General features: G+C 72.1%; 23 protein-coding genes. 16 read left to right on the top strand and 7 right to left on the bottom strand.

Going from position 1 to position 26,691, the window contains the following annotated elements; all coding sequences use genetic code 11:
• Positions 1 to 28 precede the first annotated feature (28 nt).
• The 6 genes from LCN96_RS51750 to LCN96_RS57025 all read left to right on the top strand — a co-directional run bounded on the left by LCN96_RS51750 (position 29) and on the right by LCN96_RS57025 (position 3,811).
• The gene (locus LCN96_RS51750; RefSeq protein WP_225269735.1) at positions 29 to 199 is read left to right on the top strand and encodes a hypothetical protein; all 171 of its coding nucleotides are present in this window, start codon (positions 29 to 31) and stop codon (positions 197 to 199) included.
• 81 nt (positions 200 to 280) lie between these two features.
• Positions 281 to 709 carry a VOC family protein gene (locus tag LCN96_RS51745; protein ID WP_225269734.1) on the top strand — a complete coding sequence of 143 codons (429 nt, stop codon included), beginning with the start codon at positions 281 to 283 and terminating at the stop codon, positions 707 to 709.
• A complete protein-coding gene (locus LCN96_RS51740) occupies positions 706 to 1,026 on the top strand; it encodes a YdeI/OmpD-associated family protein (protein WP_225269733.1) in 321 nt (106 codons plus the stop codon). The genes LCN96_RS51745 and LCN96_RS51740 overlap by 4 nt, the downstream gene beginning before the upstream one ends.
• A gap of 93 nt (positions 1,027 to 1,119) precedes the next feature.
• Entirely contained in the window at positions 1,120 to 1,698 is a 579-nt protein-coding gene (locus tag LCN96_RS51735; protein ID WP_225269732.1) for a hypothetical protein, read from the top strand.
• Positions 1,699 to 1,737: 39 nt separating this feature from the next.
• Complete coding sequence (locus tag LCN96_RS51730; protein ID WP_225269731.1) at positions 1,738 to 3,549, top strand: glycoside hydrolase family 2 protein; 1,812 nt, start codon at positions 1,738 to 1,740, stop codon at positions 3,547 to 3,549.
• 136 nt (positions 3,550 to 3,685) lie between these two features.
• The gene (locus tag LCN96_RS57025) at positions 3,686 to 3,811 is read left to right on the top strand and encodes a hypothetical protein (RefSeq protein ID WP_263657414.1); all 126 of its coding nucleotides are present in this window, start codon (positions 3,686 to 3,688) and stop codon (positions 3,809 to 3,811) included.
• Here the strand turns inward: LCN96_RS57025 and LCN96_RS51725 are convergent.
• A complete protein-coding gene (locus LCN96_RS51725; protein ID WP_225269730.1) occupies positions 3,801 to 6,866 on the bottom strand; it encodes a hypothetical protein in 3,066 nt (1,021 codons plus the stop codon). The genes LCN96_RS57025 and LCN96_RS51725 overlap by 11 nt on opposite strands.
• Before the next feature lie 145 nt (positions 6,867 to 7,011).
• Complete coding sequence (locus LCN96_RS51720; protein WP_225269729.1) at positions 7,012 to 8,046, bottom strand: LacI family DNA-binding transcriptional regulator; 1,035 nt, start codon at positions 8,044 to 8,046, stop codon at positions 7,012 to 7,014.
• Between the two features lie 243 nt (positions 8,047 to 8,289).
• Here LCN96_RS51720 and LCN96_RS51715 point away from each other — a divergent pair, with 243 nt between their 5' ends.
• From LCN96_RS51715 to LCN96_RS51700, 4 genes are read left to right on the top strand one after another with little or no spacing between them, the layout of a single operon-like run.
• The gene (locus LCN96_RS51715; RefSeq protein ID WP_225269728.1) at positions 8,290 to 9,228 is read left to right on the top strand and encodes a carbohydrate ABC transporter permease; all 939 of its coding nucleotides are present in this window, start codon (positions 8,290 to 8,292) and stop codon (positions 9,226 to 9,228) included.
• Positions 9,228 to 10,052 carry a carbohydrate ABC transporter permease gene (locus LCN96_RS51710; RefSeq protein WP_225269727.1) on the top strand — a complete coding sequence of 275 codons (825 nt, stop codon included), beginning with the start codon at positions 9,228 to 9,230 and terminating at the stop codon, positions 10,050 to 10,052. The genes LCN96_RS51715 and LCN96_RS51710 overlap by 1 nt, the downstream gene beginning before the upstream one ends.
• A 26-nt stretch (positions 10,053 to 10,078) precedes the next feature.
• On the top strand, positions 10,079 to 11,347 hold the full coding sequence (locus LCN96_RS51705) for an ABC transporter substrate-binding protein (protein ID WP_225269726.1): 1,269 nt from the start codon (positions 10,079 to 10,081) through the stop codon (positions 11,345 to 11,347).
• Complete coding sequence (locus LCN96_RS51700) at positions 11,344 to 12,585, top strand: hypothetical protein (protein ID WP_225269725.1); 1,242 nt, start codon at positions 11,344 to 11,346, stop codon at positions 12,583 to 12,585. The genes LCN96_RS51705 and LCN96_RS51700 overlap by 4 nt, the downstream gene beginning before the upstream one ends.
• On the opposite strand, the gene LCN96_RS51695 is transcribed toward LCN96_RS51700, so the two are convergent.
• Positions 12,543 to 14,204, bottom strand: coding sequence for a S1 family peptidase (locus LCN96_RS51695; RefSeq protein ID WP_225269724.1), 1,662 nt, complete (start codon positions 14,202 to 14,204; stop codon positions 12,543 to 12,545). The two genes, LCN96_RS51700 and LCN96_RS51695, sit on opposite strands and share 43 nt — an antisense overlap.
• Positions 14,205 to 14,406: 202 nt before the next feature.
• Positions 14,407 to 14,883, bottom strand: a complete 477-nt coding sequence (locus LCN96_RS51690; protein WP_225269723.1) for a hypothetical protein — start codon at positions 14,881 to 14,883, stop codon at positions 14,407 to 14,409.
• A 103-nt stretch (positions 14,884 to 14,986) separates the two neighbouring features.
• Here LCN96_RS51690 and LCN96_RS51685 point away from each other — a divergent pair, with 103 nt between their 5' ends.
• On the top strand, positions 14,987 to 16,153 hold the full coding sequence (locus tag LCN96_RS51685; protein WP_225269722.1) for a glycoside hydrolase family 1 protein: 1,167 nt from the start codon (positions 14,987 to 14,989) through the stop codon (positions 16,151 to 16,153).
• On the opposite strand, the gene LCN96_RS51680 is transcribed toward LCN96_RS51685, so the two are convergent.
• The gene (locus LCN96_RS51680; protein WP_225269721.1) at positions 16,150 to 18,459 is read right to left on the bottom strand and encodes a glycoside hydrolase family 3 C-terminal domain-containing protein; all 2,310 of its coding nucleotides are present in this window, start codon (positions 18,457 to 18,459) and stop codon (positions 16,150 to 16,152) included. The genes LCN96_RS51685 and LCN96_RS51680 overlap by 4 nt on opposite strands.
• Before the next feature lie 16 nt (positions 18,460 to 18,475).
• Positions 18,476 to 19,084: a TetR/AcrR family transcriptional regulator gene (locus tag LCN96_RS51675; protein WP_225269720.1), complete on the bottom strand. Its 609-nt coding sequence runs from the start codon at positions 19,082 to 19,084 to the stop codon at positions 18,476 to 18,478.
• A 142-nt stretch (positions 19,085 to 19,226) separates the two neighbouring features.
• On the opposite strand from LCN96_RS51675, the gene LCN96_RS51670 reads away from it, so the two are divergent.
• Genes LCN96_RS51670 through LCN96_RS51655 form a run of 4 tightly spaced genes read left to right on the top strand, consistent with a single transcriptional unit; the run spans position 19,227 to position 24,263 of the window.
• Positions 19,227 to 20,753, top strand: a complete 1,527-nt coding sequence (locus LCN96_RS51670) for an ABC transporter substrate-binding protein (protein WP_225269719.1) — start codon at positions 19,227 to 19,229, stop codon at positions 20,751 to 20,753.
• On the top strand, positions 20,753 to 21,694 hold the full coding sequence (locus LCN96_RS51665; RefSeq protein WP_225269718.1) for an ABC transporter permease: 942 nt from the start codon (positions 20,753 to 20,755) through the stop codon (positions 21,692 to 21,694). Before LCN96_RS51670 ends, LCN96_RS51665 begins: the two co-directional genes overlap by 1 nt.
• Positions 21,691 to 23,427: a dipeptide/oligopeptide/nickel ABC transporter permease/ATP-binding protein gene (locus LCN96_RS51660; protein WP_225269717.1), complete on the top strand. Its 1,737-nt coding sequence runs from the start codon at positions 21,691 to 21,693 to the stop codon at positions 23,425 to 23,427. The genes LCN96_RS51665 and LCN96_RS51660 overlap by 4 nt, the downstream gene beginning before the upstream one ends.
• Positions 23,424 to 24,263, top strand: a complete 840-nt coding sequence (locus LCN96_RS51655; RefSeq protein ID WP_225269716.1) for an ABC transporter ATP-binding protein — start codon at positions 23,424 to 23,426, stop codon at positions 24,261 to 24,263. Before LCN96_RS51660 ends, LCN96_RS51655 begins: the two co-directional genes overlap by 4 nt.
• Here LCN96_RS51655 and LCN96_RS51650 read toward each other — a convergent pair.
• Positions 24,227 to 25,708 (bottom strand): beta-N-acetylhexosaminidase, encoded by a 1,482-nt coding sequence (locus tag LCN96_RS51650; protein ID WP_225269715.1) that lies wholly within the window; start codon positions 25,706 to 25,708, stop codon positions 24,227 to 24,229. The genes LCN96_RS51655 and LCN96_RS51650 overlap by 37 nt on opposite strands.
• A 70-nt stretch (positions 25,709 to 25,778) precedes the next feature.
• Here LCN96_RS51650 and LCN96_RS51645 point away from each other — a divergent pair, with 70 nt between their 5' ends.
• Positions 25,779 to 26,543 carry a protein kinase family protein gene (locus tag LCN96_RS51645; protein WP_225269714.1) on the top strand — a complete coding sequence of 255 codons (765 nt, stop codon included), beginning with the start codon at positions 25,779 to 25,781 and terminating at the stop codon, positions 26,541 to 26,543.
• The last annotated feature ends 148 nt before the right edge of the window (positions 26,544 to 26,691 follow it).

Genomic DNA, 26,691 nt, shown 5'->3' with positions numbered 1-26,691 from the left:
TTCCCTCTCAGGGTCTGGAGGTCCGCACATGCCGGTCATCGTGGGCGCCATCGCCGCCCTGCTCACGTTCATCGTGATCGGCAGCCTGCTGGCCCCGCTGGGCGCCATGGGCACCGTCGAGATCGCCGTCATCGCGTTCGTCGGGCTGATCGCGGGCGTCGCGGCGGGCGTGTGGGAGGCACGCCGCCGGCGCGGCTGAAACTGCTCAGAAAAAGTGCTCATTCGGTGAGCACTTTCGGGGGTCATGATGAGGGCACAACCCCGCGAACAGGAGCCGGACATGCTTCGAGGACTCACCACCACCGCCTTCTACTCACCCGACTTCGAGGCCACCAAGCGCTGGTACACCGAGCTGTTCGGCATCCCGCCGTACATGGACACCCCGGCGTACATGGAGTGGCGCATCGGCGACTACCAGCACGAGTTCGGCGTCATCCACAGCCGGTACGCCGGCAGCCCGCTGGCCATGACCCCCGACCCGGCCACCATCGGCCGGCCCGCCGGCGCGATCGTCTACTGGCACGTGGACGACGTCCCGGCGGCGCTCGCGCGGCTCGTGGAGCTGGGCGCCAAGGAGCACGACTCGCCCCACGACCGGGGCACCGGGTTCATCACCGCCTCCGTCATCGACCCGTGGGGGAACGTCCTCGGCCTCATGTACAACCCCCACTACCTGGAGATCCTCGCCTCGCTCAAGGGCACGTCATGATCCTCTTCCCCGACGCCGCCGCGTGGCGAGACTGGCTCGCCGAGCACCACGGCACCGCGACCGAGGCGTGGGTGGTGCTGGCCAAGAAGGGCACCACGGAGCCGACGAGCCTGACGTACGAGCAGGCGCTGGAGGAGGCGCTCTGCTACGGCTGGATCGACGGCCTGACCCGTCGCCGCGACGCCACCACCTACCTTCAGCGCTACACCCCGCGCCGGCCGCGCAGCGCCTGGTCCGAGCGGAACCTGGCCCGGGTGGCGCGGCTGCGCGAGCAGGGCCGCATGCAGCCGGCGGGCCTGGCCGCGGTTCCTGGGTGAGTCGCCGTCCGAACGGACCGGATGCCCAGGATTCCGGACAGCTCGCACGGGGGATCGGGGTCCGCGGCGGGCCGATCCGTGAGAGTCGGGGGCATGACAGATGTTTCCTCCCCTTCGACCGGCCCGGTCGCCGTCCGGGCCCTGGCCTTCCTCGCCCACCGCTGGCCCACCTTCGCCGGTCTCGTGGCGATGGCGCTGGCCGTCCTGGACGACCAGGACGGCCGCAGCCAGGGCCTCGTCGTCTTCCTGGCCGCCCTCATCTACCTCGCCACGGCGGTGGTCGGCCGGCCGGGAGTCGTGTGGATCCTGTTCGGGGCCGCCGTGGTGGGGGTGACGGTGACGCGGGTGCTGGGCGCGGACCTGTGGCCGGTGCTGGTCGGCGGTGCCGTGTCCGTCACGGTGCTCAGCCTGGTGAGCGACCTGCCGCGGCGGCCCAGGCTGGCCGCGATGCAGATCCCGCTGATGCTGGTCTTCGGGGCGGCGGCGCTCCTCGCGCTGAGCCTGGACCCGGTACTCGGCGCGTGGCTGGTCGCGGTGGCCCTCATCGGCCACGCCGCGCAGGACGTGATCGTCTGGCGGGCCGGCAAGGTCGTGGCGCGGTCGCTGGCCGAGTTCTGCGCCGTCCTGGACTTCACGCTCGGCGTGGCGATCATCATCCTGCTGTACGTGTGACATGGCGCGGTGAAAAGGGCCGACATTACGATGAGGGCCGTGGCACCGACCCCCGCGCCCTCCGCCCTGCCCCGGCCGGAACATCCCCGCCCGCAGTTCGCCCGCGCCGACTGGCTGAACCTCAACGGCCCGTGGCGGTTCGAGATCGACGCCGCCGACTCCGGCCTGGAGCGCGGCCTGCTCGACCGGGAACCGGCCGCGACGATCACCGTGCCGTTCGCGCCGGAGTCCGAGCTGTCAGGGGTCGGGCACACCGACTTCATGGAGGCGGTCTGGTACCGCCGCACGGTGACGATCCCGGCCGGGTGGGCGGGCCGCCGGACGCTGCTGCACTTCGGCGCCGTGGACCACGACGCCACGGTGTGGGTGAACGGGGTGGAGGTGGCCCGTCACCGCGGGGGTTTCACGCCGTTCACGGCAGACCTGTCCGGTGTGGTGTCGCCCGGTGAGGACGCCGTGATCGTCGTACGCGCGCGCGACCCCCGCCACGGCCCCCAGGCACGCGGCAAGCAGTCCACCCGGTACGGCAACTACGAGTGCCTCTACACCCGCACCACCGGGATCTGGCAGACGGTGTGGCTGGAGCCCGTCCCCGAGGTGCACCTGCGCCGCCCGCGCAGCACCCCGGACGTCGCGGCCTCGGCCTTCACCGTCGTCACCCCGCTGTCCGGCAACCGTCCCGGCACCTCGGTCCGCGTGACGGTCTCCGACGCGGACGGCGCCGTCGCCACCGCCACCGCCCGCGCCTACCTGGACCTCGCTCCCTCCTTGCGCCTGCGGCTGCCCGAGGAGCGGGTACGCCTGTGGGAGCCGGGCGACGGCTTCCTGTACGACCTCAGGATCGAGCTGCTCGACGCCGGCGGCGCCGTCATGGACGCGGTGGACAGCTACGCCGGGCTGCGCTCCGTCGCCGTCGACGGCAAGCGCGTGCTGATCAACGGGCGTCCCGTCTTCCAGCGGCTGGTGCTCGACCAGGGCTACTACCCCGACGGGCTGATGACCGCGCCTTCCGACGCCGCCCTGCGGCGCGACATCGAGCTGGCGCTGGCCGCCGGGTTCAACGGTGCGCGCCTGCACCAGAAGGTGTTCGAGGAGCGGTTCCTGTACCACGCCGACCGGCTCGGGTACCTGGTGTGGGGCGAGTTCGGCGACTGGGGGGCGTTCGACGGGCGGGAGCAGCGGCCCACCGCGTCCTTCGTGACGCAGTGGCTGGAGGTGCTGGAGCGCGACTACTCGCACCCGTCGATCGTGGGGTGGTGCCCGCTCAACGAGACGGCGCAGGTGATCGGTGACCAGGTCACCGGGCTGGACGACGTCACGCGCGGCATGTTCCTGGCCACGAAGCTCGCCGATCCCACCCGGCCCGTCATCGACGCCTCCGGCTACAGCCACCGGGTGCCGGAGGCCGACGTCTACGACTCGCACAACTACGAGCAGGAGCCGGCGGCGTTCGCGGCGCAGGTGGGTGGGCTGCGCAAGGATGAGCCCTTCGTCAACGCCGCCGGTGACGGGCGGCCCCTCTCCGTTCCGTACCGGGGGCAGCCGTACTTCGTCAGCGAGTACGGCGGGATCTGGTGGAATCCCGAGCTGGCCGGCACCGAGCAGGACGCGGATCGTGTCGGGTCCTGGGGGTACGGGCAGCGCGTGCGTGACGAGGAGGAGTTCCACGCCCGCTTCGCCGGGCTGACCGGGGTGTTGCTGGATGATCCGGACATGTTCGGCTACTGCTACACCCAGCTCACCGACGTCTTCCAGGAGGAGAACGGCATCTACCGCTTCGATCGCACGAGCAAGCTGGACGTCGGGCGGGTGCGTGCGGTCCAGTCGAGGCGGGCGGCCTGCGAGCGCTGACCTCGGCGGCTGAAGCGGTCTGCGAGCGCCCGCTCAGCGGCTGAAGCGGGTTGCGAGCGCCCGCTCAGCGGAAGGCCTGGTGTAGCTCCGCGATCGAGGCCAGCTGCTGCGCCTCGGCAGCCTGCGGGCGATCGAGGTGCGCGGCCTGGACGCCGGCCTGCCCGTGGTCGCGGTCGTGCGGCGGCGCGGCTACCGGGGCATGCTGGCGGAAACCTTCCTGGGCGTGCTGCGGGACCACACCCCCGAGCTGCTCACCTGGTGACGCGGACGTCGTCGAAGTCGACCGCCGCCCGGCCGGTGACGAGCTGCACCGAACCGGCGCCGGTGATCGGGTCCGGATCGGTCACCGTGACGCGGGGCGCGGGGTCGTCGCCGACGAAGGCACGCAGCTCGGCCCCGCGCAGCTCGACCCGGAGCCTCGTCGGGCCCGTGACCGCCGCTCCCGTGCCGGTCGCGAGCACGCCCGTGCCGGCCCGGTAGACGTCCACGGAGCCGTTGGGGCGCAGGTAGACGAGGTAGCCCGACTGCGTGTAGGCGTCGCCGGGCCTGGCCGTGCGCACCTGGACGCCGCCGAACGCGGTCGAGGTCGCCGTCGTGCGGAAGTCGATGCTGGTCTCCACCGTGCCGTCGGCGATCGTCAGGCCGTTGACGTAGGTGCGCCAGCCCGTACGGGTCGTGTCCTGTTGGCGGTAGACGCCGCCGGTGACGCTCCAGGTGCCGTCCACGGCGGTCCACGCCTGCGAGGGCGCGGAGAAGCCGTCGCGGAAGACGACGCCCTGGGCGTCCGGCACGATCGTCAGCGGGAGGGTGTCCAGCTCGACGGTTCCGGTGGTGCGCACCGTGCGGACGGTGAGCGGGCAGGGCCCTGGGAGGGTCGTCTCCCGCACGGTGACCTGCGTGGGCCCGGTGGTGGTGACCTCGGCGGTCAGGCAGGGGCCCGACACCGTCGCCTCGCGGATGCTCCGCCCTTCGAGCCGCACGTCGAGCCGCGTGCCCGCCACCGCCTCCGCCGCGCTCAGCGAGGCGGTGACGAGGTTCTTGCCCACGTCGGACCTGGCCGCGGCGGCGACCAGGCGGGCGGCGTCGCGCCTGGTCAGCACCCCCTTGCGGGCCAGGGCGGTGGTGGTTTTGGTGACGTGGGCGACGAAGGCGTGGTGACCGTCCCACTGCTCGGTGGCGCGCAGGCGGTCGGCGACCGTGCAGCCGGTGCCGTCGTCGGGGTTGCGGACGCCGGTGTCGCGGTCGCCGATGAAGACCTGGGCCCGCTCGTCCGAGCCTACGCAGGCGTCGTCGACGATCCGGATGTCGTACGCCAGCGTGTTCGTGGCCTTGAGGTCGAGCACCTGGAGCGTGCGCCGCCCGCCCGCCACGGGGAGGGACGACGGCCACAGGACCGCCGATCCGGTGCCTGACCAGCGGATCTCCACGCTGCGGCCGTCGCGGTTGACGATGACCCCCGAGACGTCGGTGGCCTCGGCCCGCGAGCCGACCGCCACGGACCGGTCGGCCGTGGTGCCTTCGCCGACCGCTACGGACCGGTCGGCCGTGGTGCCTTCGCCGGCCGCCGCGGATGCGCCGCCGGTCCGGGTGCCTTCGCCGCTGATCCACCGCACCGTGTCGTCCTTGTCCAGCACGAGCGGGATGCGTTCGAAGAACGGCGCGGTGGCGCCGTCGATCCGCACCTGCAGCCGGTCGTCCAGGGTCACCGACTTGGTGCCGCCCGCCGACGCGTACCGGATCTCCAGGTCGTCGAGGTCACCGGCCGCCGCCGGGTCCACGGGCGCGCCGTCGCGGTAGAACGCGGGCACGGGCTGGTCGTAGGAGTCGAAGTGCACCCCGTCCGCCGCCGTCCATCCGGTGCCCCACGACAGCTCAGCGTCCACCGGCCGGGTGCGCGGGGCGCCGATCTGGGGTGCGTTCTGCCCTTGGACGACCACGCCGAGCTTCGGGTCGTAGAGGTAGCTGAGCCCGAAGCGCTGGTTGTCCCAGAAGCCGTACTGGGTGTCGAAGTGCTTGCCGAAGCCGAGACCGGCGACGTAGGAGGGCCGCTTGGCGAAGACGAACCGCTGCCCGGTGACCGCGTCCGCGCGGTGCTCGGTGTACGGCGCGCCCGCGTAGGGCCGCAGCGTCCTGACGGCGGCCAGGCGGTCGGCCGCGGCCGGGTGGTACTCCTCGCCCAGCGCCACGTCACGGATGATCGAGGGGTCGAGGTAGGCCCAGGTCGGCGCGATGAGGGGCGCGACGGAGGTCTGCCAGCCGGCCTCGGCGAAAGCGGCGCGGCGCTCGTCGGTCTCCTCGCGGGTGGCCGCGTAGGCGCGGGCCTGCGGGATCACCGAGCCCCAGAGGTTGTTGGAGCCGATCGGCAGCTCGTCGGCGTAGTTCCAGCCGCGGTGCCGCGAGTCGATGGCCGTGTTGATGAAGTAGCCGTCGAGCCCCTGGTCGTAGAGCAGGTTGTACTGGGCCCAGTCCAGGTACCGCGCCTGCATCCGGTCGATGACCGGCCGGGTGGCGGGGTCGGCCCAGCCCGCCAGGTCCTCCGACTCGACCTCCAGGCTGTAGCGGTGGGCGACCGTCCCGTCCCTGAAGAAGCCGGCCTCGCCCTGGGAGACCCGCTCGTGCTCGGCCAGCCGCTCCTCGAACCGGGGGCGCAGGTCGCCGAAGCGGGCGAGCAGGCGGGAGATGCCGACCAGCCCGCCGGCGACCTGGTTGGCGAACTGCGCGCCGCGCGGCCCCCACACCTCCTCGTCCTCCAGGAACCACCCGCTCGCCGCCCGCATGGCCGCGCTCAGCCGCGTGACCAGGGCCGGATCGAGCGTGCCGTCGGCCTCCAGGAGGTCCAGCATGATCGCGTACAGCTCCAGCGCGAAGCCCGTGGCGGCCCGCGAGTGCAGGTCGCCCGAGCCCTGCGGGAACGAGCCGTCGGCGTTCTGGGTGCCGAGCATGAACCGCAGCGCCGCCTCCAGCCGGCCGCGCAGGGCCGGATCCCGGTGGTAGGGGTTCCACGGGCGGTCGGCGGTGTAGAAGTAGGCGAGCGTGAGGACGTTCTCCATGACCCGGGCGTCGTTCGGCCCCTGGCCGGTACGCCAGCAGTTGCAGGTGATGAAGCCGGCGTCGTCGACGCTGTTGGCCAGGCGGGCCAGGTTGCCCAGGTAGGGCGCGATCTGCTGTTCGAGGCCGGTGAAGCCGGCGAGGTCGATCGTGGCGGGGTCGAGGGCGGCGACCGGGGGCAGCGGCGCGGCCGCCGCGGGGGTGGCGGGCGTCAGCCCCAGCGCCAGCGCCGCGGTTACGGCCACCGCGGCGATCCGTTTCGAGCTCATGGGGGTGCCTCCTGGGGGTGCGAACGCGGAGACCGTCGTGACCTGCGCCGATGCGCCGACCATGATCGTGAATCGATTCACGACGATGCGCGGAGCCTACGAGCGGCGTCACGGCCATGTCAACAGCACACAGACAGGGGACAGCTCAGTCGCGCAGGGAGGTCTCCCGGACGACCAGCTCGGGCTCGAACCGCCCCAAAGTGTCCCGCTCAGACTCGATGCCCAGCAGGATCCGCACGGCACTGGCCCCCAGGGCCGCCGACGGATGCCGGATGGTCGTCAGCGGCACGATCGCGAAGTCGGCGAACTCTATGTCGTCATAGCCGACCAGCGACAGATCCTCCGGCACCCGGATCCCGCCCATGATCAGCCCGTGCAGCAGCCCCAGCGCGAGCAGGTCGTTGCCCGCCACGATGCCGTCGGGGAAGTCGCCGGCCGGGCGCCGCAGCAACGTCCGCGCGACCGCCTCGCCGACCTTCGCCGTCTGCACCTGAATCCGGATGATCTCCAGCGAGGCGGGCTCCCCGAACTCGTCCACGGCCCGCTTGGCCCCGGCGAGCCGCAGGTCCACGTGCGGGTGCGGGCCGCCGATGAAGATCAGCCGCCGCCGTCCCTGGTCGAGCAGGTGCGTGGCCGCCAGATGGCCGCCGCGCTCGTTGTCGCCGGAGATCGCCGGATAGCTGTGCGGCCCCGTCGCCGTGCCGACCAGCACGAACGGCGTGCCCCTGCGGCCCAGCCCGAGCAGCTCCTCCGGCACGTCGCCGACCGGTGCCGCCAGGATGCCGCTGACCTGCTGGGACTCGAAGAAGCCGAGGTAGGCGCGCTCCCGCTCGGGGCTCTCGTCGCTGTTGGCCACGAGGATGAAACGGCCGTGGGCGGCGGCCTCCGCCTCGGCGCCCGCGGCCAGCTCGGCGTAGACGGGGTTGCCGATGTTGGAGACCAGCAGGCCCAGCGCCAGGCTGTGCCCCACGCGCAGCCGGCGCGCCGCCTCGTTGCCGACGTAGCCGAGCTCGTCGGCGGCCTCGATGACGCGGCGCCGCAGGTCGGGCGAGACCCGGCCGGGCTGGGTGAAGGTGTAGGAGACCGTCGCCCGCGAGACCCCCGCGCGGGCCGCGACGTCGGCGACCGTGGGGGTGGACGCCTCGGCCCTCGACTGCTTCGGCGCCGATCCAGAGGCCATCGGGCTCCTCACACGTGTCTTCGTGGCCTGGTGTCGGCCTCAGCCTAGCGGATCGGTGAATGGATTCACGTAGTACCGCCAAGCGCCGCTGCCTCATTGACATCGTCTCGAACGCCCGCGTAATCTGCCCGAAACGTCGTGAATCGATTCACGGCGGGTGGACTCCATGACGAGGGCCGCATCGCGCGAGATCCCGTCCAGCAGACCACGTGCATCCATGGTCACCCCCGAGAGGAGTCACACGTGGCTGCCACTCATGTCCCGACGACATCGCCCGACGTGCACCAACCTCCCGCGCAGGCGCCTCCGGGACGCCGGCGGGTCGGGGTCCGCGCGCCCTGGTGGTTCGTCGTGCCCGCGATCTCGATCTACCTGTTCATCGTCGTCGTCCCCAGCGCCAACGGCGCGTTGTTCTCCTTCACCGACTGGAACGGCCTGCGCCCCGACTGGTCCTTCGTCGGCCTGGACAACTTCACCGCCGTCTTCACCGACCGCACAGCGCTCGACGCCCTGGTCAACACGCTCGTCCTGGCGGCGGCGGCCACGGTCGTGCAGAACGTCGCGGGCCTGCTCCTGGCCCTCGGCGTGAACAGCATGGTCAAGAGCCGCTACGTGCTGCGCGTGATCTTCTTCGCCCCCGTGGTGCTCACGCCGCTGGTCGCCGGGTACGTGTGGAGCTTCCTGCTGTCGCCCAACGGCGCCGTCAACGACGCCCTGCGCGCCGTCGGCCTGGGCGCGCTGGCGCACGACTGGCTCGGCGACCCCGACACGGCCCTGTACGCCATCGTCCTGGAGATCGTCTGGCAGTTCTCCGGCTACTCCATGGTCATCTACCTGGCCGGGCTGCAGGCGATCCCGGCCGAGGTGCTGGAGGCGGCCACCATCGACGGGGCCGGGGCGTGGAGCAAGTTCCGCCGCGTCGTGCTGCCGCTGCTCAACGGCGCGGTGGTGATCAACGTGATGCTCTGCCTCATCGGCGGGCTCAAGCAGTTCGACCAGGTCATGGCGATGACCGGCGGCGGGCCCGGCACGGCGACGGAGACGATCTCGACGGCCATCTACAAGAGCGCGTTCTCGCTCGGCGACTTCCCGTTCTCGATCGCGCTGGCGGTCGTCATGACCGTGGTCATCGCGGTCCTCGCGGCCGTCCAGTTCCGCCTGACGCAGAGGAAGAGCATCTGATGCACTCGCGATACACCTGGCGCACGCTGGCGCGCGAGGTGAGCCTGATCCTGCTCGCCCTGGTCTTCCTCGTGCCGCTCGTCGGCCTGCTCAACGTCTCGCTCAAGCCACAGGACAGCCAGACCGGCGCGCTGGCCTTCGCCTTCCCGCCCACGCTGGACAACTACGTCCAGGCCTGGAACCAGGCCAGCCTCGGCGCGGCGCTGGCCAACAGCTTCCTCATCACGGCGGTCAGCGTCCTGCTGATCATCGGCTTCGCGTCGATGGCCGCCTACCCGCTGGCCAGGGTGACGCGGGGCTGGTCGCGGTTCACCTTCTACCTCGTCATCGGCGGCCTGCTCATCCCCGGCCAGCTCGCCCTGCTCCCGCTCTACGCCACCATGCGTGACTTCGGCCTGCTCGGCTCCCTCTGGTCGGTGATCCTGATCAACGTCGGGCAGCAGATCCCGTTCTCGGTCTTCCTCTACACGATGTTCCTGCGTGAGCTGCCGCTCGACTACGAGGAGGCGGCGCTGCTCGACGGCTGCGGGCCGCTGCGCTCGTTCGTCTCCGTCGTCTTCCCGCTGCTGCGCCCGGTCACGGGCACGGTCGTCATCCTCAACGCCGTCGGCATCTGGAACGAGTTCTTCACCCCGTTGCTGTATCTCGGCGGCAGCGACAACACCACGGCACCGGTGGCGATCTACGGGTTCGTCAGCCAGTACGTGTCGCAGTGGCCCCTCATCTTCGCCGGCCTCGTGATCAGCGTGATCCCGATCCTCGTCGTCTACTTCGCGCTGCAGAAACACATCATCAAGGGCTTCGCCGGCGGCCTCAAAGGCTGATCGATCACCTCCTCCTGGAGTTCGTCATGAAGATCATCAAAACGTTCGCCTCCGTGTGCTGCCTCGCCGTCGCGGCAGGCGCCTGCTCGACCTCGGGCGGCCAGACCACCGCCACCCCCGGCGAGCAGACCCTCACCTTCGCCGCCGCCGGACAGGGCCCCGCCCAGGCCGCCGTGGACGCGTTCATGAAGGCCAACCCGGGTGTCGTCGTCAAGACCACGTACACCGAGGACGACGCCTCCTACCAGCAGCAACTGCGTACGCAGCTCGCCTCGGGCACCGCTCCCGACGTGTTCCGCATGTGGCCGGGGGGCGGCAACACCATGGCCGTGCGCGACCTCGGCGCCGACGGCATGCTGATGGACCTGTCGGGCGAGAGCTGGGCCGGCGGCCTGAGCGCCGACCTCAAGGCCGTCACCTCCGACCCGGCGGGCAAGGTGGTGGCCGTCCCGGTGACGATCGGCGCCATCGGCGCCGTGTGGAACGACCAGGCGCTGGCCAAGAGCGGCCTGAGCAAGCCCACGACCTGGCCCGAGGTGCTCGCCTTCTGCAAGGACGCCAAGGCCAAGGGGGTGGTGGCGTTCGCGCTGGGCCTCAAGTCGGCGTGGGTCACCCAGCTCGTCCCGTACGCGCTGACCGCCTCGCTCGTCTACGGCCCGAACCCGCAGTTCACCCAGCAGCAGAAGGACGGCCAGGCCAGCTTCGCCAAGTCGGCGTGGAAGCAGGCGATGGAGCAGTACCTGGAACTGCGCGACTCCGGCTGCTTCAACGACAGCCCCAACGGCGTCGGCTACGACGAGCAGATGCAGCTCCTCGGGCAGGGCAAGGCGCTGGGCGCCGTCCACGTGCTGTCGGCCGTCCAGTCGGCGCTCAACTCCGCGCCCGAGGGCACCACGTTCTCGATGAGCCCGTTCCCCGCGACGGGCAGCGCCGACGAGACCTACCTCCCGGTGTCGGTCGGCATCGTGTACGGCGTCAACGCCAAGGCCAAGAACCCGGCCCTGGCCAAGAAGTTCATGCAGTTCCTCGCCTCGCCGGAAGGCCAGGCCGGCTACGCCGAGAAGTCCGGCAGCAGCCCGGCGTTGTCCAGCCCGGCCTTCAAGCCCGACGCGCTCCAGCAGCCGGTGCTCGAAGCCGTGCGGAACGGCAGGTCCACCGTCTACCCGGACCAGGGCTGGCCCGGCCCGAAGGTGCAGCAGGAGCACCTGACCTCCGTCCAGGAGCTGTTCAACGGCACGATCGACGTGCCGACCCTGCTCGGCCGGATGGACAAGGCGTTCGGGGAGGCCAGGTGAGCCTGGAAGCCTGCCTCTGGATCACCCCCAAGATCTTCGACGATCTGGACGACCCGGGACCGGGGGTGGCGGCGTTCTTCGACCACCACGCCGAGTGGCTGACCGACCGGCCCGTCACCATCGTGTTCTGCGCCGGCAACGGCGACCACGTGCTGAACTACGCCGGCCGCGACGCCTGGGACCACCGCTTCGACTGGGCCCGCTACAACTGCTTCGCGCTGGCGCCCGGCGGGCCGGCCGCCGCCACGCGGGCGCACAACCAGGACTGGCTGGCCCGGGTGCGCGACGGCGGCGAGCGCTCGTTCAACCCGTACTCGGCCGGGCCCATGTTCGTGCTGTCGGAGCAGCCGATGGACTACCGGACGCTGGCCGGCGTCTACGCGGCCGTGCGCGCCGAGGCCGAGCGGCGCGGGCTGCGGGTCAGCCTGCTGGAGTACCTGGAGCCGGGGCCGGAGTTCTGCCGCAGCGAGTGGAAGACGCAGCGGCACCCGGAGGTGGCGGCCGGCACCGCCGACGCGGGCGGGCACATCGTGCCGGGCGTCATCGACGTGACGGCGCCGCTGTCGGCCGACCCCCGCCCGTACGCCGCCTTCCCCGGCGGCGTCGCGGCCGGGCTGCCCGCCGGGGACTTCGTGGCCGCGCAGACGGCCGCGTTCACGGCCGACTTCGGACTGGACGGGGTGCTGCTCGGCAACCAGTTCGGCCTGGTCGGGTTCTGGCATCCGGACAACGCGCCGCCGCTCACGCCGGAGCGCTCGGCCGGCATCGAGCGGTTCTTCCTGCGGTTGCGCGAGGCCATGGGCGACGGGCTCGTCTACTGGATGGACACCTACTGGCGGGCCGAGGTGGAGCGGTCGGCCTGGGGCATGACGGACGCCGCCTACCGCTCGCTCGACGCGATCCTGGTCAGCACGTTCGCCGTGCTCGTCGAGCGCACCGAGATCGTGCCGAACCTGCTGAGCAAGGCCGCGCTCGGCGGGCCGCGGCCGCTGCTCGGGCTCGACTTCGTGGACCCCTGGTACTGGTACCGGACCTACCTGGACGACCGGCGTACCTATCTCTACCAGCGGGAGGTGCTGGCCGCGCACGCCGGGTCCGTGGCCGGGGTGTCCTTCTTCGCCAACGACACCTTCGGCCATTTCGTGCCGGAGTCCGAGCTGGCGGCCACCTTCGAAGCGGTCAGGAAGGCGGACGTTCAGGAGGGGCGGCCGTCCGGAGGCGGCGTGAACCGGCCGTAGCGGACGTCGCGCGTCTGGTCGCCCAGGTACGGGTGCCCGGCCTGCCCGTGCTGGGGCGCGGGCTGCGGGCCGTGACCGTAGCCGGAGCCGTTGTACCCGTACGGGCCGGGGGCCGGCGGGACCGGGGGCGACACCTGGGCGTGACTCGCGGGGAGCTGGTGCTGCTGCCACGGCGGCGACGGCACCGCGCCGTACGGGGCGTGCGCCGCGGCGGCACGGCGGCGGCGCCGCCCGAGCAGCTTCACCAGCACCACGGCGAGCACGAGCACGACCAGCGCCCCGGCCCCGATCAGCACCCACATGAGGATCGGCCGGGGTGACTCGTCCTTGCCCGCCGAGATGGCCGACTGCGTGTCGCTGATGTACTTGGCGACGTACGGGTGGTTCGGGAAGAGCGCCTGCACCTCGCGGAACTTCGGCAGCGCGTCCTCGAAGTAGTTGCGGAAGTAGTCGTTGAGCGCCTCGTTGTAGCGGGTCGTGGTGACGGCCTGGGCGGGCTTGACGTTCTTCTCGCCGAGCTTCTCCTTGATGATGCTCACCGGCAGCACGAAGCTCTCGCTCTCCGAGGCCTCGCCGCCCTCGCTCACCGTGCCGGCGATCAGCATGCCGATGACCTTGCCGTCCTTGCTGAACACCGGGCCGCCGGAGTTGCCCTGGTAGGACGGGGCCTGGGTCTGGATGTAGGGCACGCCGGTCTGCGTGCTGCGCTTGGCGTTGTACGGCCCCTCGGTCAGCGCCGGCTCCAGCCTCGACTCCAGGCTGAAGAACGGCGTGTTGGTGACCAGGCCGGGGAAGCCGCTGATGTAGAGCGTGTCGCCGGTACGCACGTCGGCGTCCTCACCGAGCGGCACGGTCGGCAGGTTCTGCTGGCCGTTGACCTTGAGCAGCGCGAAGTCCTTGCCGGGGTAGCTCTCGCCCACCGAGACCAGCTCGGCCGGGGTCGCCTTGGCGGTCTTGTCCACGCCGCCGCCCGGCAGGCTCTGCAGCACCGACAGGCTCTGCTGCAGGTTGCGGATCTTCATGTGACCGGTGTTGAAGGTGACGTAGATCTGCTGGGCGAGCTTGAGGATCTCCTCGTCGGCCTCGATGCCCTGCAGCCCGGCGACGATCTCCTTGGCGTCCTGCTCGTTGAACTTGGCCAGTGCCTGCTGCGCGAAGAGCCGGCTCAGCTCGGTCTCGCCGACCTGGACGCAGTGGGCGCCGGTGACCATGTACCCGTCGGGGGTGACCCACCAGCCGGTGCACAGGCCGCCGACCTCGGCGTCCACCGTGCGCTCCGGGGTGGTCTCGGTCAGGTAGGTGTCGACGTCGGCGGCGATCCGCTGGAAGAGCCACTTGGCGATGCTGCGTTCGTCCGAGGAGATCTTGCCCGCCTGCACGGCCTCGACGGCCTGCTGCGTGAGCCCGTTGAACGCGGTCTCGTTGATCGTGCTGGTCGGGACGGCGACCGTGCCGGTGTAGGTGAAGCTGGTCAGCTGGACGGCGGGCTGCGTACGCGCCGCCAGCCAGGTGCCGACCGGGATGTCGGGCCGCTCGTCGGGGGCGTCGTCGGCGGCCGCGGGGGCGGCGGGCAGCGCCACCGCCACGACGGCCGCCGCGACTGCGGCGATCTTCGTCAACCTTGTCCTGAAATATCCGCTCACGGATGGAGATGGTGGGGGTGCGCTCTTGTCCATGGCTTGGACCCGACTGGGAGTCGGCCGCTCAGCCCCCGTTGACCTGCGCGGATGTCAGACGTTTGGTGCTCCAGTTGGCCCCCACTGGAGCGCCATCAGGCTAGCGGCGGGCTGTCCGCTTTGTCTAGGTTTATGGTTCGGTGGGTCAATCAAGGGTGCTGATCTCCTCGTCCGGCAGCGCCCGGTCCCAGAGCGCCACGTCGGCGACCGCGCCGGGCCGGAAGTCCACCGGGGTGACGTGCGTGGCGCGTCCCAGCTTCAGCGCGTTGCCGGTGAAGACGCCGTTGCGCTCCACGGCCGCCTGCGGCGACAGGCCGGGCACGTACTCGCTGACGATGCAGAGCCGCTCGCCCAGGACGCCGGCGTCCAGGATCGCGGCGGTGCGCGCCTGCGGGACGCGGCGCGCGGCGGCCACCTCGCGGGCGAAGCGGTCGCGGGCCTGCATGGCCTTGAGCGCCTTGAGTGCCTTGAGCGCCTTGACGGCGACCGGCCGCCCGTCCGGGTCGCGTCCGAGGTGGACGACTCCCTGGCCGCCCGCGCCGAGGCGTCCTTCGATGACGTACCGGGCGATCTGCCGGGCATCCTCGTGGCCGAGGGGCAGGGCTGCGGCGCTGTCGATCACGGCAGCGTTCGCTGCAGTCGCGGTGTATCAAGCCGTCCTCGCCCACTGTTTCTAACCAACTGGTAGGTTTTGCGTCTACTGCAACGACGAAGGGACGGGCGGGATGGGCATCACGTTTCCTGAGGGCTTCCTCTGGGGGGCGGCGAGCAGCGCGCACCAGATCGAGGGCAACAACGTCGCCAGCGACCTGTGGGGGCTGGAGAGCCGGCTGCCCGAGCGCAGCGGCGACGCGTGCGACAGCTACCACCGCTGGCCGGAGGACCTCGACCTGGTGCGGGACCTCGGGTTGAGCGCCTACCGGTTCGGCGTCGAGTGGGCGCGCGTCGAGCCGGTCGAGGGTCAGGTGTCGCGGGCGCACCTCGCGCACTACCGGCGCATGGTGGAGGGCTGCCTGGAGCGGGGGATCACGCCGATCGTGACGTTGCACCACTTCACCAGCCCGATGTGGTTCCAGCGGGAGGGCGGGTGGCGGTCCGGCGCGGCGGCCGAGCGGTTCCGCAGGTACGTGCGGGCGGTGCTGCCGATCCTGGACGGCGTCCCCTGGGTGTGCACGATCAACGAGCCCAACATGCTCGCGATGATGGCCGAGGCGATCAGGGACGGGCACCGCGAGGGAGGCGTGGCCGGCGCCATGGCGGCCCCGGACCAGGCGATGGCCGACGCGCTGGTGGCCGCGCACCGGGCGGCCCGTGAGGAGCTGGGCGCGGCGGGCCTGCGCGCGGGCTGGACGATCGCCAACCAGAACTTCCAGGCCGAGGACGGCGCCGAGGCCGAGCGGGACGCGTGGGCCTGGCCCCGCGAGGACCAGTTCCTGGAGGCGGCCGAGGGGGACGACTTCGTCGGCGTGCAGGCGTACACGCGGGTGCGGATCGGCAGGCGGGGCGCGCTGCCCGTGCCCGACGGCGCCCGCCGCACGCTCACCGGGTGGGAGTTCTACCCCGGCGCTCTCGGCGACGCCGTCCGGCACACCGCGCGGCGGCTGCCCGGCGTGCCGATCCTCGTCACGGAGAACGGGGTGGCCACGGCTGACGACGCCGAGCGGGTGGAGTACACGCGGGCGGCGCTGGCCGGGCTGCACGCCGCCCTGGCCGAGGGGGCCGACGTGCGCGGGTACCTGCACTGGTCGTTGCTGGACAACTACGAGTGGGGCTCGTGGGCGCCGACCTTCGGGCTGGTGGCGGTGGATCGGGAGACGTTCGCGCGGGAGGCCAAGCCCAGCGCGCGCTGGCTGGGTGAGGTGGCCCGCGCGAACGCCCTCCACGCGCCCTAGGACGTCGAGGTCAGTGACTCGGCGCGGACCGTGGCGACCAGGTCGGCCACGGCCTGCGCCGTCAGCCCCAGCCCGAACGTGCGGAACTTGATCAGCGGGATGCCCAGCGCCAGCCCCATCAGCGCCGGGTCCACCTCGGCCAGGCCCGGCGCCCCGCCCAGCCGCTCCTTCAGCACGCGCCCGCCCACCGGATGCGCCAGCCACTCGCCCAGCGTGGACATCGGGGTCAGCTCGGCCACGTGGCCGTCGCCCGGCGTGCTCACCTCGGCCCGCAGGCGGAGGTCGCGAGAGGAGGCGCCCACCTCGACGACGAAGGCGCCGGGGTCGATCCGCCAGCCGCCGCGCTCCACCGACCACTGGGCCAGGTCCCGCCCGGTGAGCGGCAGCCGCACCCGCTCGCTCGCGCCCGGCTCCAGGCCGACCTTGGCGAAGCCGCGCAGCGTGTGGCGGGGGCGGGTGGGCCGCTCCTCCTCGAAGGCCACGTAGAGCTGCGCGACCTCCTGGGCGGCGCGCTCGCCGGTGTTGGTGACGGTGAACTCGACGAGCCACTCGTTCGTGCCGGTCTCGCGGACCTCCAGGCCGGAGTAGGCGAAGCTGGAGTAGGTGAGCCCGTGCCCGAACGGGTAGGCCACCTCGGTGCCGAGCGTGTCGTGGTGCCGGTAGCCGACGTAGCGGCCCTCGCCGTACAGCACGTGCCCGTCCGAGCCGGGGAAGTGCAGGTGGCAGGGCACGTCCTCCAGGCGCAGCGGGATCGTCTCGGTGAGCCGTCCGGACGGGCTGTGCGTGCCGAGCAGCAGGTCGGCCAGCGCGGCGCCGCCCGCCTGGCCGAGCAGCCAGCCCTCCAGCACGGCGGAGGCGTGCTCCTGCCACCCGGCGACCGAGACCACGCCCCCGTTGGAGAGCACGACGACGACCTTCGGGCCGGCCGCGGCCACCTGGCGCAGCAACGCGACCTGGGTGGTGGGCAGGTCGAGGTGCGTGCGGTCGTAGCCCTCGGACTCGGCGGCGTCCGGCAGGCCGAGGAAGACGACCGCCACGTCGGCGGCGGCGGCCGTCTCGACGGCCTCGCGCTCCAGGTCGGGGTCGGGCTCGCCGTCGAGCCGGTAGCCGGGCGCGAACGTCACGTCCATCGCCGTACGCAGCGCGTCCAGGGCGCTGTCCAGCCTGGTCGGCACCACGTGGGAGCTGCCGTGGCCCTGGTAGCGCGGGCTGCGGGCCTGCTCGCCGAGCACCGCGACGCGCAGCCCGGGGGCCAGCGGCAGCACCCCGTCGTTCTTCAGCAGCACGGCCGAGGCCCGGGCGGCCTCACGAGCCAGCTCATGATGAGCCGCCACCTCCCAGCCCGCCGCATCCGGGCCTGCGGCATCCGGGCCTGCGGCATCCGAGCCTGCGGCATCCGAGCCTGCCGCGTCCGGGCCTGCCGCGTCCGGGCCCGCCGCACCCTGGTGGGCGGGCCGGGGGCGGGTGCGGACGCGATCGGCCAGCCGGAGCAGCCGCTCGACCGCCACGTCCAGAACGGACTCCGGCAGGCGGCCCGAGCGCACCGCCGCCTCGATCTCCTCGTCGGTGCCCGTGGGCGGCATCTCCAGGTCGAGCCCCGCCTCCAGCGCCGCCACCCGATCGTTGACCGCGCCCCAGTCGGACATCACCACCCCGTCGAACCCCCACTCCCCGCGCAGCACCTCGGTCAGCAACCACCGGTGCTGGCTGGCGTGCACGCCGTTGACCCGGTTGTAGGCGCACATCACCGCGTACGGCCCCGCCTCCCGCACGATGTGCTCGAAGGCGGGCAGGTAGATCTCGCGCAGCGTCCGCTCGTCCACGTCCGCGCTGACGCGCATCCGGTCGGTCTCCTGGTTGTTGACCGCGAAGTGCTTCACGCACGCCCCGACCCCGAGCGACTGGATGCCGGTCACCACGGCCGCCCCCATCACCCCGGTCAGGTGCGGGTCCTCGGAGAAGTACTCGAAGTTGCGCCCGCACAGCGGCGAGCGCTTGATGTTCACCCCGGGCCCGAGCACGACGTCCACCCCGAGCGCGACGGCCTCCGCCGCCAGGGCGGCGCCCACGCGGCGGGCGAGCGCGGGGTCCCAGGAGGAGCCGAGCGCGACGGCGGGCGGGAAGCACGTGGCGGGCACGCTGTCGCGCAGGCCCAGCGCGTCGCCGGAGGAGCCGCCGCCCTGGCGGCGGATGCCGTGCGGGCCGTCGGAGAGCGTCAGCGCGGGCACCACGTCGCGGACCGCCGTGGTGTGCCAGGTGCCGCTGCCGGAGGTGAGCGACGCCTTCTCCGCCAGGGTGAGTTTCATGCGATACCTCGATTGATCAGGGTTTGGGGTCCAGGTCGAGCTGCCTCAGGAACGTGATCACCGCGGCCCGCATGTCCACCTGGTCGGGGTCGAGCAGCCACTGCGTCTGCAGGCCGTCGATCAGCGCGATGAGCTGCTGGGCGACCGCGCCGGGGTCGTGCGGCAGCGGCGGCGTGGAGCGCGCGAACAGGATGCCGAGCAGCCACGCCGCCTGCCGCCGCAGCCTGCGGTAACGCTTGACGAAGTAGTCGTGCGCCGGGTGACCGGGGTCGGCCGCCTCCCCGGAGATCTTGACGTAGAGCCCGACGAGGCCGGGGGTGCCCATGTTCCTGGCCACCTGGGCGACGATGCGGTCGAGCAGCTCCTCCGGTGACAGCTCGACGTCGCGCCCGTGCATCAGCTCGCCGTCCACCTCGTCGCGGCGGCTGAGCACCTCGATGAGCAGGCTCTCCTTGCCGGGGAAGTGGTGCAGCAGGCCGGCGTGGGTGAGCCCGGCGTGCGCGGCGATGTCCCGCAGCGACACGGCGTGGAAGCCGGAGCGCGAGAACAGCTCTGTGGCGGAGTCGAGGATGCGCGCGCGGGTGCGCTCGCCCTTGCTCCCTCGGCGTGGCGTCGGTTCGCTCACCGGCCGGCCCCTTCTGCGGTGGTGGGCACGTGGGCTGCGGTTACGTGCCGCGGTAGAGCGAGAGTAGCCCGCACGAAGTAAACCTACCATGTGGTTAGTTTTGCGGTGTATGCTCCCCGGCAAACGAGACGGAGTGAGCGCCATGAAGAGATCCGCCACCGCAGCCCTCCTCGTCACCGCGAGCCTGATCGCCGGCTGTTCCGGCTCCGGCGACGGCGGTACGGCGGGCGGCGCACCCACGACCCTGAACATCGCGACGATGACCCTGCCGCAGAGCCTCGACCCCAAGGACGCCAACGGCAGCGCGCTGCCGTTCTTCCAGGCGGTCTACGACACGCTGATCAAGCGGGAGCCCGACGGTACGTACAGCCCGATGCTGGCCACCGCGTGGTCCTACGACGACAAGCTGACGCGGCTGAGCCTCACCCTGCGCGGCGACGTGAAGTTCGACGACGGCACGCCGTTCGACGCCGAGGCCGTCAAGGCGAACATGGAGCGCTTCCGCAAGGGCGGCGGCGCCCAGGCCAAGACCCTCAACGACGTCACCTCCATCGAGGTCGTCGATCCCACCCACGTCACGCTCGTCCTCGGCAAGCCGAACCCGGCCATGCTGTACTACCTGAGCGACGCCGCCGGCCTCATGGCCAACCCGAAGGACTTCGCCCAGGACGACACGCTGAAGACCAGGCCGGGCGGCACCGGCCCGTACGAGCTGGACGCGGGCCAGACCGTCATCGGCACCAAGTGGGTGTTCACCCGCGCCGCGAACTACTGGGGGAGCAGGCTCCCGTACGACACGATCGCCATCAGCTACTTCGACAACGAGACCGCGATCGTCAACGGCATCAAGACGGGCCAGCTCGACGCCGCTCTCATCCAGGACGCCGACCAGCAGATCAGCGTCGAGAGCGACCCCGAGGTGAAGACGGTCAAGCAGGAGTTCGACTTCCAGGGCATGTTCCTGTTCGACCGGGCCGGGATGGTCACGCCAGAGCTGCGCGACCCCCGCGTTCGGCAGGCGCTGAACCACGCGATCGACCGCCCGACCATGCTGGCCAAGATCCGCCAGGGCCGTGGCGCCGTGACCAGCCAGGTGTTCGGCCCCGCCACGGCCGCCTACAAGCCGGAGCTGGACACGTACTACACCTTCGACCAGGCCAAGGCCCGCGCGCTGCTCAAGGAGGCCGGGCACGAGAGCGGCTTCACGCTGAAGCTGCCGCGCATCCCGGCCATCGTCTCCGACGCGCTGGCCGCCTCGCTGCAGACCGATCTGGGCGCGGTCGGCGTGAAGGTGGTCTGGGACGACCTCGACCCCGGCTCCGCCGTCCAGCGCATCTTCAAGGACCGCGCCTACTCCGCCATGGTCATGAACATGGGCCAGTCGTCCGCCGACTGGGTCGCGGTCGGCGAGGTCGTGCTGCCCGGCGCCTTCAACATGTTCGGCTACACCGACGACACCGTGAAGAAGCTGCTGCCCAAGATCCAGGGCAGCTCCGCGCAGGACGCCACGGCCGACCTCCAGGCGCTCAACGAGCACCTCGTCACCGACGGCTGGTTCATGCCCTTCTACCGGATGACGTACCTGCACGTATCGGACGGAAGCGTGACGATCAAGCCGCAGGACGGCATGGCGGTGCCCGCCATCTACAACTACGCGCCCGCGCAGTGATGCTCGGCTTCGTCCTGCGCAGGAGCGCGGCCGGGCTGCTGCTCGTGCTCGTGATCTCCTTCCTGTCCTACACGCTGCTGTCGATCCCGGATCTCGACGTGGGCAGGCAACTGCTGGGGCAGAGCGCGTCCCAGGACCTGGTGGACGCCAAGAACGCCGCGCTCGGCCTGGACCGGCCCGTCCTCGTGCAGTACCTGGACTGGCTCGCCCACGCCGTCCGCGGCGACCTCGGCACGTCCTGGTTCACCAGCGAGGACGTGGTCCGCGCGATCGCCAACCGGCTGCCGGTCACGATCAGCCTCATGGCCGGGGTCACGCTCGTCACGACCGTGGCCGCGTTCCTGCTGGGCGTCTGGGCGGGGGTGCGGCGCGGCGCGGTGGACCGGTTCGTCCAGGTCTTCTCCGTGCTCGGCTACGCGCTGCCGAACTTCCTGGTCACGCTGGTCATCGTGCTCGTCTTCGCGGTGCGGCTGCGGTGGTTCCCCGCCATCGGGTACGTCGGGATCGGCGAGTCCTTCACCGGGTGGCTGTCCACGGTGCTGCTGCCCGTGCTCTCCCTGTCCGTCGGGTCCGTCGCCGGGGTGGCGCAGCAGGTCAGGAGCTCGGTGATCGAGGTGCTGCGGCAGGACTACGTACGGACGCTGCGGGCCAGGGGGCTGCCGCCGTCGCGCATCGTCCTCAAGCACGTGCTGCGCAACGCCTCCGCCCCGGCGCTGGCGGTGCTCGGCATGCAGTTCGTCGGCCTGCTCGGCGGCGCCGTGCTGGTCGAGCAGATCTTCGGGCTGCCGGGCATCGGCAGCATGACCGTCACCTACACCACCAGGGGCGACATCCCGATCATCATGGCGCTGGTCATGCTCACCGTGGTCGGCGTGATCGCCGTCAACCTCGTCGTCGACGTCCTCATCGGCTGGCTCAACCCGAAGGCGAGGCTCGGATGACCACGCTCGCCCGCACGCTGCGGCATCCGCTCGGGCTCGTCTCCGCGCTGGCCCTGGCCGCGATCCTGCTGGCGGTGCTGTTCGCGCCCGCGCTCAGCCCGCAACCCCCGGACGTCTCCAGCCTCCGGGACGCCTTCGCCGGGCCGTCGGCGGGCCATCCGCTCGGCTTCGACTCCGCCGGCCGGGACATCCTGGCGCGGCTGCTGCACGGCGGCCGCAACACGCTCGGCGGCGCGGCGCTGGCTCTGGCCGTCGCGCTCGCCCTCGGCGTGCCGGCGGGCCTGCTGGCCGGCTACTACGGCGGCTGGTTCGACTCGGCGGCGAGCTGGACCGTCAACCTGATCATGGCGCTGCCCGCCATGGTGGTGCTGCTCGCCTCCCGGGCCATCCTCGGCTCGACCGTGTGGGTGCTCATGGTGGTGCTGGGCGTCCTCGTCGCGCCCGCGTTCTTCCGCCTGGTACGCGGCATCGTCGCGGGGGTGCGCAACGAGCTGTACGTGGACGCCGCCCGGGTGTCGGGGCTCAGCGACACCAGGATCGTGGCCCGGCACATCGTGGTCGTGGTCCGCGCGCCGATCATCATCCAGGTCGCGCTCGTCTCCGGGATCGCCATCGGGCTGCAGGCGGGGCTGGAGTTCCTCGGCATCGGCAGCGGTGACGTGCCGACGTGGGGCGCGATGCTGAACGAGGCGTTCAAGAACATCCAGCGGGCACCGCTGCTGCTGGCCTGGCCCGGCCTCGCGCTCGGCCTCACCAGCGGCGCGCTGGTGCTGCTCGCCGCCGCGCTGCGCGACGCCCTGGAGGACACCCGTCCCGCCGCACGCAAGGTGGCGCCGGCAGAGGTGCCGGCAGAGGCACCGACAGCGCCGACAGAGGCAGTGGCGGCAGAGGCAGCGGCGACAGAGGCAGCGGCGGCAGTGGCGGCGGAGGCGCAGGCAGCGTCGGGGCGCGAGCCGCGCGGCGGGCTGCTGTCCGTGCGGGACCTGGCCGTCGCCTATCCGGGGCGCGAGGTCGTCCACGGCGTGGACCTCGACGTACGGGCGGGCGAGATCGTCGGGCTGGTCGGCGAGTCAGGATCGGGCAAGACGCAGACCGCGTTCGCCGTCCTCGGCATCCTGCCCGAGACCGGCAGGATCGCGCGCGGCAGCGTGACGATCGAGGGTACGGAGATCGTCGGCCTGCCCGAACGCCGGCACCGGGCGCTGCGCGGCACCGTCGTCGCGTACGTCCCCCAGGAGCCCATGAGCAACCTCGACCCCGCTTTCACGATCGGCAGCCAGCTCGCCGGGCCCATCCGCCACAAGCTGGGCCTGAGCAGGGCGCAGGCCCGCGCCCGCGTGCTGGAGCTGCTGGCGCAGGTGGAGATCGCCGACCCGGAGCGGGCCTTCCGCTCCTACCCGCACGAGATCTCCGGCGGCATGGCCCAGCGGGTGCTCATCGCGGGCGCCGTGTCGTGCGACCCGAAGCTGCTCATCGCCGACGAGCCCACGACCGCGCTCGACGTCAGGGTGCAGGCCGAGGTACTCGGCCTGCTGCGCAGGCTGCAGCGCGAACGCGACCTCGGCGTCCTGCTCGTCACCCACAACCTGGGCGTCGTCGCCGACCTGTGCGACCGGGTCGCCGTCATGCGCGAGGGCCGCGTCGTCGAGACCGGCCCGGCCGCGCAGGTGCTGAGCTCCCCGGCAGACCCCTACACCCGCAAGCTGCTCGGCGCAGTGCTGGAGGTTTCTTGAACGCCCTGCTCACGGTCGACGACCTGCACGTCTCCTTCCCCGGCAGGGGCCGGCGGGCACCGCGTACGGAGGTGCTGCGCGGCGTGTCGTTCGCCATCGCGCCCGGCGAGACCCTGGGCCTGGTGGGGGAGTCGGGCTCCGGCAAGACCACGATCGGCCGGGCCGTGCTCGGCCTGGTGCCGGTCGCGTCGGGGACGATCACGTTCGGCGGGCGGCGCATCGACGGCCTCACCGGCCGGCGGCGCCGGGAGCTGGCCCGTGATCTGCAGGTCATCTTCCAGGACCCGTACACCTCGCTCAACCCCGCGCGGACGGTCGGCGACACGCTCGCGGAACCCCTGCTCGGGCTGGGCGCCCGCGTGGCGCGCGAGCGGGTGGCCCGGCTGCTCGACCGCGTCCACCTGCCCGCCGACGCCGCGCGGCGGCTGCCGCGCGAGTTCTCCGGCGGGCAGCGGCAGCGGGTGGCGATCGCCCGCGCGCTGGCGATCGACCCCAAGCTGATCGTGTGCGACGAGCCGGTCTCCGCGCTCGACCTCACCACCCAGCGGACGGTGCTCGACCTGCTGCTGGAGATCCAGCAGCAGTCGGGCGTCTCCTACCTGTTCGTCTCGCACGACCTGGCGGTGGTGCGCTTCATGGCGCACCGGGTGGCGGTCATCCACCGGGGTGAGCTGGTGGAGACGGGCTCGGCTGCGGAGGTGACCGGGGCGCCGCGCCACCCGTACACGCGGGGGCTGCTGCTGGCGGCGCCGGTCGCCGACGTCGCGGCTCAGCGGGCCCGGCGCGAGGCGTTCGAGGCCTACGTCCGCGCGGGGAAGAGCTCGGCGGAGCGGTAGTAGCCGCCCCATCCGAGCCGCTCCCACCAGGAGGTGTGGGCGGCGACCCGCTCCCGGTAGTCCTCCCAGGTCGTGGCCCGCTCCGTCCACGCCTTCTCGGCGATCCCGGCCAGCCGGGGCAGCAGCAGGAACGCCAGGTCGTCGAAGCTCCCGACGGTCTCGCACCACACGGCCGCCTCCACCCCGGCCAGCCGGGCGCCACGGGGGATCTCCACCAGCTCGCCCGGCTGCCAGGCGAAGTACTGCCTGCTCGTCATCGGCCGGTAGGAGGCGAAGCCGACCCGTTCCCGCCGCTCGTTCTGCTCCGGCAGCACCGAGGGCTCCGCGTACCGCCGGTCCAGGTAGAGCACCCGGCTCGGCGAGGCCAGCACGGCGGCGCCCGCCGCCACCGCGCCGGGCACGTCGTGCGGCGCCTGCTCGAACGCCCGCGCCGCGAGGTCGATGAGCGGGTGGTACCGGGGCGGCGCGGTCTTCCGCGCGGCCTCGGCGTCGAACGCGTCCCCGTCGCCCACCCAGCACTGCACGAGGTCGGCGGGGGTGAGCGCCCCCGAGCGGCTCACCTCCTGCCAGCCCACGACCCGCTTGCCCGTCGCCCTGGCCAGCCCGAGCGCCCTGGACACGAACGCCGTGTACAGCTCCTCCGGCATGCCGAACGCCTCGTCGCCGCCGAGATGCAGGTACGGCCCCGGGGTGAGCGCCGCGACCTCGCCCAGCACGTCCGCGACGAACCGCCACACCACCTCGGCCCGTGGGTCGAGGAACGGGACGAGCGGATGCGCGGGCTCGTCCAGGCCGCCCAGCTCGGGGTAGGCCCGGACGGCGGCCAGCACGTGCCCCGGCATGTCCAGCTCGGGCACCACCGTGACGAAGCGCTCCGCCGCATAGGCGACGATCTCCCGGTAGTCGTCGTGCGTGTAGCGCTCGGGCCCGGTGAGCCGGGGCCACGCGCCGATCTCCAGCCGCCAGGCCTGGCTGTCGCTCAGATGCAGGTGCAGGACGTTGAACTTGTACAGCGCCAGCAGGTCGACGACCCGCTTGACCTGCTCGACCGGGAAGAAGTGGCGCGCCACGTCCAGCGACAGGCCGCGCCAGGCCAGGGCCGGGCCGTCGCTCACCCGCACGCACGGCACCGTGCGCTCCGGCGTGACGAGCTGCGCCACGGTCGTCGCGCCCCGGAACAGGCCCGCCGCCGACCCGGCGCTGACCGTGGCGCCCGCCTCGGTCACCACGAGCGTGTACTCCTCACCCTCGCTCGCCGTCTCGTCGAGCGCGAGCACCAGCTCCGCCGCCCCGCCCACCTGGGCGGTGCCTTCGAGCAGGCCGGCGACCACCTGCCCCAGCCCGAGCAGGTGATCGGACGGCACCGCGACCCGCGGGGAGCCGCCGAGCCGGAGCGCGCCCGGCCCGGTGGGCGACAGGTCACGGGGGAGCGGTACGACATGCATAGAGAATTTCTACCACGTGGTAGGAAATCTGTCCTTGATGGGGACGGCGGGCGCCGGGGAGGATGCCCTCATGACCGGGGAGCGGCTCGGCGGGGGGAACGACACGGGCGCGGTCCGCGTGGGCGCCACGGTGCGGCGGCCGGTGCGGGAGTGGACGGCCTCGGTCCACGAGCTGCTGCGTCACCTGGAGCGCAAGGGGTTCGAGGGGGCTCCCCGGGTGCTGGGCGTCGAGGCCGGCGGGTACGAGGTGCTCACGTACCTGGAGGGCGACACCATGGGCGACGCGCCGGTGTGGCCGTCGTGGACCCGCACCGAGGACACGCTCGTGCAGGTGGCGCAGTGGCTGCGCGCCTATCACGAGGCCGTGGCCGACTTCGTGCCGTCCGCGGGCGCCCGCTGGCGCTCGGGCGGGCGGTGGTCGCCGGGGCTGGTGATCGGCCACAACGACGCGGGGCCCGCCAACGCCGCCTACCGGGACGGGCGGCTGGCCGGCTTCTTCGACTGGGACTTCGCCGGGCCGACCACGGTGGACGCCGAGGTGGCGCTGGTGGCGCACTGCTGGGTGCCGCTGCACGCCCGGCACGTGGACGCCTCGACGGGGTTCACCGCGTTCGAGGCCCGGCCGGCCAGGCTGCGCCGGTTCCTGGACGCCTACGGGTGGCGGGGCAGGCCCGAGGTGCTCGTCAGGAACGTGCAGGGGCAGCTCGCCGAGCGGGCCGCGCTGATCCGCCGCCTGGGACACGGGGGTGAGGGGCTCTACGGCAGGCTGCTGCGGCGCGGGGTGGCCGAGCAGCTCGATCAGGCCGTGCACGAACTCGACGAGTTTTCCGGCTGACAGGACTTTCAGTAAGACGCTTTGTCAAGCGCCCTCGAACTCGGCATGATATGCGCGGGACAATATCAGAGGAGAAAGGGTAGCGATGGATCGACCCCCCGTGATGGTGAAGGTGGAAGAAGTCCCGCTGCGCGTCGGTGCCGTGACC

The organism is Nonomuraea gerenzanensis (assembly GCF_020215645.1).
GTDB classification, from domain to species: Bacteria; Actinomycetota; Actinomycetes; order Streptosporangiales; family Streptosporangiaceae; genus Nonomuraea; species Nonomuraea gerenzanensis.
The sequence above is the reverse complement of the archived record's forward strand: the minus strand, read 5'-3'. Positions and strand labels throughout refer to the sequence as shown.